We start from the raw sequence: 10,277 nt of genomic DNA on the forward strand, positions 1-10,277 counted from the left end.
TCTGGTAACCTAGTAACCTAGTAACCTGTAACCTGTAACCTTCAACCTGCTAACCTGCTAACCTGCTAACCTTCAACCTGCTAACCTTCAACCTGCTAACCTGTAATTTGATTATTTGATGCCTACTGCCATTGAGTAAGCTCCTACAAGAGGTTTAGTGTAAGTGTCTTTAAATCCTACTTTGTCCATCCAAGCACAGCAGTCTGCTCCTGTATAGTCAAAACCCCCAAAGGTTTCGATCAGCATATTTAGGCTCATGAGTAACCCAAACTTGTTCTGGCAGCGCTGATCGTCAATTAGTGCGTCGTAGACAATCAATGCCCCACCGGTCGGGAGTGCTTCGTAGGCTTTAGCAATTAACAGGTGCTTTTCTTCTAGATTCCAGTCATGGAGGATGTGTCCCATCACCAAAACATCAGCACTAGGCAGCATATCCTGGAAAAAGTCACCACCATGGAAGTTTAATCGCTGGCTAAGTCCTCTGGAAGCCACATATTCCTCGTAAATTGGGCGAACCACTGGCAAGTCGAACCCACCTCCTTGTAAATGGTCGTGACTTAGGGCAATCGTTACTGGTAACTGCCCTTGAGCGGTGCCGATATCGATAAAGGTCTGAAACTTCTCCCATGGAAATTTATCAGCGATCGCCTTAGCGACTCCCATACTGATCCCAGACATTGCTTCGAGAAAGATTTTTAGGCGGGCGGGGTCCCCGTAAAGGGTGCCGAAGAAGTCTTCTCCATTTTTGGCTTCATTCTGGGGTTGACCGGTCTGTAACCCTTCTGTTAATGAACCCCAAAATCCATAGAGACGGCTGTTGCACATTTCTAGGCAACCACCGATATAGGAAGCCTTGGAGCGGTCAAGAAACAAATCACTTTCAGGAGTGTTACTGTAACGGTGATTAGAACGGTCTAACACTTTTAAGGCAACCAGTGCATCCAAAAAATCTCGCGCGCTACGGGGATGAAGTCCTAGTTTTTCAGTCAATTCAGCAGCAGTCATAGAACTCTGAGCCAGTTGAGTAAATACTCCCAGTTCCACTGCACTTAAGAATGTCTTAGATGCCGAAAAAGCCAACCCCAATTCTAATAGTTTTTCCGGTACCAGCTGTTTATTAATCTCTGCCATTGACTAGTCTCCTTCTAGTTTAATTTAGTAAAAAATGTTCAGTGAATTATCAACAAATTAAGACCTAACTGGAACTTTTGTTTGCTGTGCATAAGCAAAATCATGAAGCCCTTTACCCTCTAAGTTATGCTCAGCACAAATTAGGATATCCTGATATTGATCGCGAAGCTTTCTTTTCAAGACTTTTCCTGTTGACCCTACAGGAAGATTAGTGACGATTTCTAAAAAAGACAATGGTTCAAAGTTGTTATCCAATAGCTGTTTATTTATAGCAGTAATCAGAGCTGATGCTGTAATATTTTCTGGCGCTTTCAGCTTGATAAAAGCCACCAAACCATCCAAGCCTTTTTCTTTAGGGACACCAATTATTGTACAATCAGCAACAGCTGAGTTGTTCTTCAAAATTAATTCCTCGATGGGTAAGGTATTGACTAAGCCCCTAGCGCACTGAATCGCATCAACCGCACGATCCACGTGAAAAAATTTATTTTCCTGATCATAATAAGCCAAATCCCCACTAATCCAGTACCCTTGTTTATAACTTTTAAGGGTGCGGTTAGAATCATTCCAATAGCCTGGTGTAATAGTTGGAGATTTAATACCTAGGAAACCTACCTGATAGGGTGGCAGTAGATTTCCCTCCTCATCTAACACTACAGCTTTGACAAAACTGCGTGGCTTACCCATATATCGATTATACAAGCTTGTCTGGCGACTAGAGACTTTATTAAACAAAGCCATGCCGAGTTCTGAAGCACCTAGACCATCAATAAAGACTGATTGAGAATTCCCGGCATTTACCAGAGTCCTGATATGAGCTTCATGGGCAGCATCTCCCGTATTAATCCACATTTTTACAGAACTCAATTGGTCTTTTTCTAAAGCCTGGGAAGCCATATCGGCATAGGTTTGTGGAAAAGCTGCTACTATAGTCGGTTTAAGTTTTTTAGCTTGAGTAATAGCATTATTCCCAGATAAATCTGACAAAACCATAGTGGGTAACCCCAGTAAGGTTACTGTCATAAAGTAGCTAATTCCCGCCGAATGTGAACTAGGTAAGGCAAACAAAAACTTATCGGTTTGACTAGCTGGAAAATTTAGCAGCCGAATGCGTTTGCCAAAGAAAAACTGTTGATGCCCAAATATCACTGGCTTAGGCTTTCCAGTAGTACCAGAGGAATGACAGATCATAATTGGATGAGAATCTGTAGGAGAATATGGATACCACTGGGGAAGCTGTATTTTTGAGCTCTGGACAGATGTATGGTTGACATCTGTGGCAATAAACTTTAATGAGTCATTAGTTTTGACATAGCCACTAATACTATCGAGGTGCTTCTGATCAGAATATAAACCAATGGCACCAACACGACTGATAAAGTCAGCAGCAATATCAGCATCCATACGACCGTTTACCAAAACTGGAATAGCACCGAGGTTGTTTAGTGCTAAGTAATGGATAAAGTAACCGATTCCATCGTCTAAATAGATAGCAACAGGATCATTCTCACGAACACCAGATTTCCTGTACCAAGAGGCATAGTTATCCACAACATTTTTTAAGGAAGATAAACTAAAACTGTTGATGGTCTCCCCTGTGAATGTTTTAAAAGGTTTTTCTAAAAACAAAAAATCATTGTTTCGATATGGATTATTAGCAACAGAGTACTGGAGAAAGTTACCACATCCTAATGGCTTGGCAAGGAATAACTTAAGTCTTTGGTACAATGGCAAAATAGTTGGGTTAATGTTCATGAGGTTAAATCCAAAGTGGTGTCGAAATATAATTGATACTACCTAACAGATAATGTAATTGCGATAATGCCGATTTTTTTTTGACAATTCAAATCAAATTTGCAAGTTCACTATCAGACAAAATAATCTCACCATAATCGGGAATCCAAGCTAGCCAGGTATTCTCAGATTCCCGACCTAAAATAAGAGCTTCTTCACAATGAATCGAGTTAGGGATATCAGGGGCTTTCACCCAAATTTGAGAGTCGGATTCTACCTCAAGGTTACTTGAGTTAGTCTCAATGGATTTGTCTTTAAAACCTAAAGTCGATTCAGTCTGCGTATTTTGTTTGGGCTTATAGTCTTTTGGCTGATAGTCATTTAAGCTCAGTAATTTACTCATTCTTAAATCCCCTCTTACTTGCTAATACATGTTGATTGTTTTCAAGGAAGTGATATCGTGTCCGGTTGTGGGCGATAGTGTTATTTGTCGTTGTTTCTTTGGTAATCGATACTCCCGGATCTGATATAGCACTACGCATTAAAGTGTTTGACATTGATACAAGCTGAAAAGCTGTTTTATACAACTTTTGCCTTTTGCCTTTTGCCTCTTGCCTTGTGCGTAGCGCTATATTATTTACTTTTCCAGACAAGACTCTTTCACTGGAAGCCCAACATGGCGTCCACTGGGCGCAGTATGACCAAGCAGCTTATCACCAGGCTTCAATTCTGTGACATTCAGGACTTTACCACCAGGTCCAAGAACTCTTACATGCCAATCGTCTTGGACAATCACATTTACTGGAATTCCCGATTGAGACACTGCATCGATACTGAGTAGGGGACGAACTTCTATCTTCATCCTGCCTACAACTATTTCTCGTGCCTTGCCATCACAATTTACCCCTAATACTTTGTGTCCTGAACTCAGCTCACTAAGATAATTAGTTTGACTAACACTAGACACTAAATAAGAATGTATAGCACCAGCATTGACTCGGAAAGGACGAGTTGGCATGTAGGGCAGTGGATGGGTCTCGCTGCTAACTAAAATCATTCCTTGGGAATAAGAACCAATGAGTATACCTTCATCTTTGGCAAAGTTAGAACAAGTATCTACACAAGCCCGTTCTCCCATTCCAATATGGGAAATTTTGGTGACTTCAAGTTCTTCCAGTGAAACTTCCAAATTGTTGGCCTTACGACACAGCTGCCCAAGCTCCCTGGCATCGATAATCCCGTTAGGGGTTAGCATGACCCCATGTGACCCTTTTTCTAAGACCCCCAGGACAATTTCTGCTTCCTCAATATCTTTGACAACGGTAATTATTTGCCCATCCGTGTTGTCTGCTGAGGCTAAAACGATCTCCAGAGGAATTTTTGTGGGGTCTTTAAAATAGATGACAGCCCATTTTTCTTGTCTAGCTATCTTACAAGCAGTTTGTAAGGTCTCGTCGTCTATAACATGAATAAAAAATCCAATTTCTGCTTTAGATTTGTAGGTTTCTGGTTGAGTAGTTATTTCAGAATACCAGGAATGATCAAACAGTAAGATATCGGCCTTTTGGATACATCCTTCTGCTTCTTCTGGGCTGTCTACAAAAGCAATGCGAGAGACAGAGTCATTACAATCCATGACTGGACTTGATGAATCAACCACCACTCCATTGATATCAGAATTTAGAGATCCACACAGCGCTTTATAGTCAACATCATTAAAGCTTCTTAGGTCTAACCAAGATAATTTCATTACGCTACCTCCTTGATAGTAAACTGATAGGGATTACTGATAACTTTGGCAATTTCTTGAGAAATGAATGAGGGATTACTGTGTTGAAATATATTTCTACCAACAGCAACGCCTTTACCGCCAGCCCTGATGGCATCTTTGATCATCGATAAGATCGAGTTATCTGCATTGCTCTTTGCTCCTCCGGCAACGATAACGGGGATGTCAACGGCATTAACAACTTGTCTGAAGGATTGAACATCGCCAGTGTAGTTGACCTTGACAATATCTGCTCCTAGCTCCCAGGCCAATCTGGTTGAGTGAGCGATCGCATCTGCATCGTACTCATTTTTAATCTTCTCTCCTCGTGCATAAACCATTGCTAGCAATGGCATACCCCATTGATGACAGACTGCTGAGATTTGGCTGAAATCTTTGAGCATACGGTATTCATCGTTTGCCCCAAGATTAACGTGAATTGAAACTCCATCTGCACCAAGCTTAATGGCTTGTTCAACACTACTGACTAGATGTTTGGAAGATGGATCGGGAGATAGGTTAGTTGACCCAGAAAGATGCAAAATTAACGATATATCTTTCTGAATTAAACCTGGATGGATTGCCCGAGCTATCCCTTGATGAGCAACAATTGCACTAATGGTTTTCTCCGGTAACGATCTGATAAATTGATGAACTTTTGCCAGACCATTAACCGGACCCAGTGTAAACCCATGGTCAATTGGAACTATAAAATAGTTGTCTAATCCTTTGAGAATTCTTGCCAAACGATAATTTTTACCAAGAGACATAAGAGACTCCTTTTGACTCGATTACATGATGTGGTGTTTTCCAAAATCTTAGATTCCTATCGAACTAAGTGTTGGAAAACTAACTTTTAGTGTTTCATGGCACTTAGCTCAATCTCGATATTTCTATCGTGCCTGACACTCACAAACCGAAAGTCTCAGTTTTTGCCTCAGTTTTTGTCTTAGTAACTGAAACTCAGGTGAGTTGCCTAGTTTTTTTTTAGAGTAATCTCAGGAATTTCTTAGATTTGGCTCAGGTTTAACTCAACAAGATAACTCTTATAGCAAAGGGAACAGGGAGTAGGGAGCGTTGCGACAATCACGGTAATTTAATTACGGGTCAAGGGCACCGAGGGAGTCGGGAGTAGGAAACTTTAGCTTTACAACCAGCTCTGCTGGCCTAAAATTTAAACAGGTTTGTCTCAGTTTTTGTCTCAGTCGTTTCAGTTATGCTGTGTTTCTCAGATTTTTCTCATGTTTCCCTAAGACTCCCTGTTCCCTAACTAATTCCATAACTTTCCATAACATTTCTACATTGCCTGCCTTTTTGGTCACCCATAAATTAAAGAGTTAGGTATAGTGATGGCTGGATTAGGGATAGACCCATAGCGATCTACCTTATGGATTGGGGGTTAAGCAAAGCAAGATAGTGGAGTTATGATGAATTCCGTGCGAGCATCTGAATCAGGACTTAAATTAGTAGACCAAGCTAGACGTCAGAAAAGATGGAACAAAACAGCGGTAGCTTGGTATACTAGCGCATTTACCTCTAAGGCAACCTTAAACCGGTTTTGGGGGAGACACTCAATTCGTACTGACACCTTCATGGCCATTTGTAGTGCTGTAGGCGTTCATTGGGAAAAGGTAGTTGAGCCGGATCAGTTTGAGATAGACCAGTTTGAGATAGATCAGATGGAGCTAACAGCCCTATCGACAACTGCTCTGGCTGGAATTGGACATCTTGATTGGGGTGGAGCTCCAGAACCGAGGAGTTTCTACGGTCGGATGCAGGAACTGAATACTCTACAGGAATGGATTCTACAGGACAACTGCTGCCTGGTGGCACTTCTAGGGATGGGGGGAATTGGCAAAACTACCTTGGCTGTGAAGTTAGCCCATCTGCTACAGGATAAATTTGAGTTTGTGATTTGGCGCAGTCTACGCAATGCTCCGCCCCTAGAGGAAGTCCTGGCAGACATGATTCAATTTCTGTCTGTGCAGCAGGAAACGAATTTACCTTCCTCTGTGGATGGCAAAATTTTGCGATTGATTCAGTATTTACAGACGGCGCGTTGCCTGCTGGTTCTTGATAATACCGAATCGATTCTCGAAAGTGGTTCTCGCACCGGTGGCTATCGAGAGGGATATGCTGGATACGGTGAGCTACTCAGAACTATTGGGGAAACTTCCCACAACAGCTGCCTAGTGATGACTTCCCGAGAGCCACCTCAAGACTTGAGCATTCTGGAGGGGGAAGCCTTACCCGTTCGCTGCTTCCCACTCAAAGGTTTACCAGAAACCCATGGACAGGAAATCATTAAGGAAAAGGGAAATTTTATTGGGGATGACACGGAATGGATGACCCTAATTGAGCGTTATGCCGGAAATCCTTTAGCCTTAAAGATGGTAGCCTGTGCAGTCAGAGACTTTTTTGATAGCAATATTGCTCAGTTTCTGGATTTTTTAAAAGAAGGATCATTCATTTTTGATGATATTCGGGATTTACTAGATCGGCACTTTCAGCGCCTTACCTCCACAGAAAAGGAACTGATGTACTGGCTAGCTATCAATCGGGAACCCATTTCTCTTGAAGAACTGCAAGAAGACTTTGTATGCTACCTATGCGCTACTGATATTTTAGAAGCTGTAGGGTCTCTACAACGGCGGTCATTGATTGAGAAAACTTCAACTGGGTTTACCCAACAACCTGTAGTCATGGAATACATGATTAATCGACTCATCAAGCAGATTCCTGAAGAGATTATTAGTCAAAATATCGCTATCTTCCGCACTCACTGCCTAGTCAAAGCCAGCGCCCCTGACTATGTTCGGGATGCTCAAGTCTGTCTGATTCTAGAACCGATTATTGAGAAATTACTCTCTAGTTTTGGTTCTACAAAACAGCTGGAAAATCATCTCCTGGAAATCCTCTCAATGCTCCGCGCCCCGACTCCTGGGGTTAAAAAATCTACTCTCCAGATGGGATATGTCAGTGGTAATACTATTAATTTACTGAGTCAATTACAGCTTGATTTAAACGGCTATGACTTTTCTGGTCTGACAGTTTGGCAAGCCAACCTACAGGGACTGACATTACATAATGTCAATTTCGCTGGCTGTGACTTGGCTGGCTCAGTGTTTACTGAAACCCTAGGGAATATGTTATCGGCAGCATTTAGTCCAGATGGGAGGATGTTGGCAATCTCTGATACAAATTTTGAGATTCGCCTATGGCATGTGCAAACTGGTAAATTACTGGTAATCTGTGAGGGTCACACTAATTGGGTACGCTCTGTTGCGTTTAGTGGGGATGGTAAAACCTTAGCCAGTAGTAGTGCTGACCATACCGTCAAGTTATGGCAAGTCAGTGATGGCAGCTGCTTGCAAACTTTTACTGGACATACTAATCAAGTGTTCTCAGTTGCTTTTAATCCTCAAGGTAATACCCTGATTAGTGGTAGTAGCGACAACACCGTAATACTCTGGGATGGTGACACGGGTCAATGCCTTAACACCTTTACTGGACATACCGGTTCTGTGAGATCAGTGGCTTTTTGTACTGATGGCAAAACCCTAGCCAGTGGCAGTGATGACCACACTGTCAGACTCTGGGATGCTAGCACTGGTAGTTGGCTTAGAACTTGTACTGGACATACCAGTGGAGTACGCTCAGTGGCGTTTAGCACTGACGGCAAAACCCTAGCCAGTGGCAGTAATGACCACACTGTAAGACTTTGGGATGCTAGCACTGGTAGCTGTGTTAGTAGTCACACCGGACATAGTAGTGGAGTCTACTCAGTGGCGTTTAGCACTGACGGCACAACCCTAGCTACTGGTAGTGGCGACCATACTGTCAGGTTATGGGATTACCACACTGGTATTTGCCTGAGAACCTTGCATGGACATACTAATCAGATCTTTTCTGTGGCGTTTAGCCCTCAAGGTAACACCCTAGTCTGTGTGAGTTTAGATCAAACTGTCAGACTTTGGGATTGGGGCACTGGTCAATGCTTGAAAACTTGGCAGGGAAGTACTGATTGGGTATTTCCAGTGGCTTTCAGTCCTGATGGGAAAACCTTGGCTAGTGGCAGTAACGACCATACAGTCAGACTATGGGATTATCATAGCGATCGCTGTATCAGTATTTTGCACGGACATACTGCTCACGTCTGTTCAGTGGCTTTTAGTAGTGACGGTAAAACCGTAGCTAGTAGCAGTAGAGACGAAACAATCAGGCTGTGGGATATCAATACGGGAGAATGCTTAAAGATTTTGCACGGACATACTGATTGGATCTATTCGGTCACTTTCAGCGGTGATGGAAAAACCCTAGCCAGTGGCAGTGCTGACCAAACTGTTAGGCTTTGGGATCAGCGTACTGGTCACTGCGTCAGGACTTTGGAAGGACATACTAATCCGATCTGGTCAGTGGCTTTTAGTAGTGATGGTAAAACCTTGGCGAGTAGCAATACAGACAAAACGGTGAGGCTGTGGGATGTCAGCACAGGGGAATGCTTTAAAATTTTACAGGGACATGGTAAACGGGTCAAATCCGTCGCTTTTAGCCCTAACGATACTATCCTGGCCAGTTGTAGTACAGACGAAACAATACGCCTCTGGGATTTGAGTACGGGTGAATGCTCTAAACTATTACGCGGTCACAACAATTGGGTCTTTTCCGTGGCATTCAGTCCCGATGGCAAAACTATCGCTACCGGCTCTCACGACCAAACTGTCAAGGTGTGGGATGTTTCCACAGGGGAATGCCGCCACACTTGCACCGGACATACCCATCTAATCTCTTCTGTTGCCTTTAGTGAGGATGGTCAAATTATTGCTAGTGGCTCTCAAGACCAAACGGTGAGGCTTTGGGACACTAAGACCGGGAAGTGCCTGAAAATTCTCAGAGCTCCGAGACTCTACGAAGCCATGAATATCAATGGAGTGACAGGATTAACTGAGGCACAGAAAGCAACCCTGAAACAGTTGGGTGCGATCGCAATCGAAAATTTTCGTATTGAGAGTTGATTTTGCTGTTCAGTTAACGTCCTAATCTATAGCGTTTATAGGACTCATGAGGTACACATAATTGTTTGACTATTGGCTGTTGCCTCTTCTCTCTTACCTGCTTCCTGCTCCCTGCTCCCTGCTCCCTGCTCCATGCTCCATGCTCCCATTAACCTAGATATTTGTACCTCACAAGTTGTAGAATTGTTATAAAATAGTTTAATATCATGCACATTAAAGATGCTGATGAGCCCAGAGGGCAGCCTGAGTGCGATCGCGAACATCCAACTCACAGAAAATATTAGTTAGATGATTTTTAATCGTGCCTTGGGTCAGATTAAGGGCGGCTGCAATTTCTCGATTGCTTTTACCTTGTCCCAACAGCTTCAGGATCTCTAGTTCCCGCTGATTGAATTGAGCATGATAATCTGTTTTTTCCCGTTCAGGTTGGGTATTATTCAGTTGAGAAAACACCTTCGGAGCGATGGTAGGACCTAATTGGCTGTATCCCTGATGCAAACTGCGAATGGCCGCTGCCACCTTAGGGGCTGGAGTGCTTTTAAGCAAATAGCCCAATGCCCCAGCCTGAAGAGACTGGAACACATAGTCATCATTGTCAAAGGTCGTTAAGACTAGAATCCGAATCCAGA

Annotated in this window: 7 protein-coding genes; 1 reads left to right on the top strand and 6 read right to left on the bottom strand. The window is 43.0% G+C overall.

All coding sequences use genetic code 11. The features are described from left to right. Window positions 1-111 precede the first annotated feature (111 nt). The 5 genes from F6K52_RS24945 to F6K52_RS24965 form a co-directional block, all read right to left on the bottom strand. Window positions 112-1,131 (bottom strand): methyltransferase, encoded by a 1,020-nt coding sequence (locus tag F6K52_RS24945; RefSeq protein WP_293084377.1) that lies wholly within the window; start codon window positions 1,129-1,131, stop codon window positions 112-114. A gap of 57 nt (window positions 1,132-1,188) precedes the next feature. After that, entirely contained in the window at window positions 1,189-2,886 is a 1,698-nt protein-coding gene (locus F6K52_RS24950) for a class I adenylate-forming enzyme family protein (RefSeq protein WP_293084380.1), read from the bottom strand. An 88-nt stretch (window positions 2,887-2,974) separates the two neighbouring features. Further along, window positions 2,975-3,268, bottom strand: a complete 294-nt coding sequence (locus F6K52_RS24955) for a hypothetical protein (protein ID WP_293084383.1) — start codon at window positions 3,266-3,268, stop codon at window positions 2,975-2,977. 234 nt (window positions 3,269-3,502) lie between these two features. Then, window positions 3,503-4,615, bottom strand: coding sequence for a 3-dehydroquinate synthase II family protein (locus F6K52_RS24960; RefSeq protein ID WP_293084386.1), 1,113 nt, complete (start codon window positions 4,613-4,615; stop codon window positions 3,503-3,505). After that, window positions 4,615-5,403, bottom strand: coding sequence for a 2-amino-3,7-dideoxy-D-threo-hept-6-ulosonate synthase (locus F6K52_RS24965; protein ID WP_293084389.1), 789 nt, complete (start codon window positions 5,401-5,403; stop codon window positions 4,615-4,617). Before F6K52_RS24965 ends, F6K52_RS24960 begins: the two co-directional genes overlap by 1 nt. A 654-nt stretch (window positions 5,404-6,057) precedes the next feature. On the opposite strand from F6K52_RS24965, the gene F6K52_RS24970 reads away from it, so the two are divergent. Beyond that, on the top strand, window positions 6,058-9,648 hold the full coding sequence (locus F6K52_RS24970) for an NB-ARC domain-containing protein (RefSeq protein WP_293084392.1): 3,591 nt from the start codon (window positions 6,058-6,060) through the stop codon (window positions 9,646-9,648). 213 nt (window positions 9,649-9,861) lie between these two features. Here F6K52_RS24970 and F6K52_RS24975 read toward each other — a convergent pair. Then, a partial coding sequence (locus tag F6K52_RS24975; protein WP_293084394.1) for a response regulator transcription factor occupies window positions 9,862-10,277 on the bottom strand: 416 nt, incomplete at its 5' end.

Origin of the sequence: Moorena sp. SIO3H5 (genome assembly GCF_010692395.1) — a bacterium.
Classification (GTDB): domain Bacteria; phylum Cyanobacteriota; class Cyanobacteriia; order Cyanobacteriales; family Coleofasciculaceae; genus Moorena.

What these genes read in the sequence shown, in the direction of transcription:
- F6K52_RS24950 (WP_293084380.1), bottom strand. Translation starts at nt 2,886, where the DNA reads ATGAACATTAACCCAACTATTTTGCCATTGTACCAAAGACTTAAGTTA.
- F6K52_RS24955 (WP_293084383.1), bottom strand. Translation starts at nt 3,268, where the DNA reads ATGAGTAAATTACTGAGCTTAAATGACTATCAGCCAAAAGACTATAAG.
- F6K52_RS24965 (WP_293084389.1), bottom strand. Translation starts at nt 5,403, where the DNA reads ATGTCTCTTGGTAAAAATTATCGTTTGGCAAGAATTCTCAAAGGATTA.
- F6K52_RS24945 (WP_293084377.1), bottom strand. Translation starts at nt 1,131, where the DNA reads ATGGCAGAGATTAATAAACAGCTGGTACCGGAAAAACTATTAGAATTG.
- F6K52_RS24970 (WP_293084392.1), top strand. Translation starts at nt 6,058, where the DNA reads ATGATGAATTCCGTGCGAGCATCTGAATCAGGACTTAAATTAGTAGAC.
- F6K52_RS24960 (WP_293084386.1), bottom strand. Translation starts at nt 4,615, where the DNA reads ATGAAATTATCTTGGTTAGACCTAAGAAGCTTTAATGATGTTGACTAT.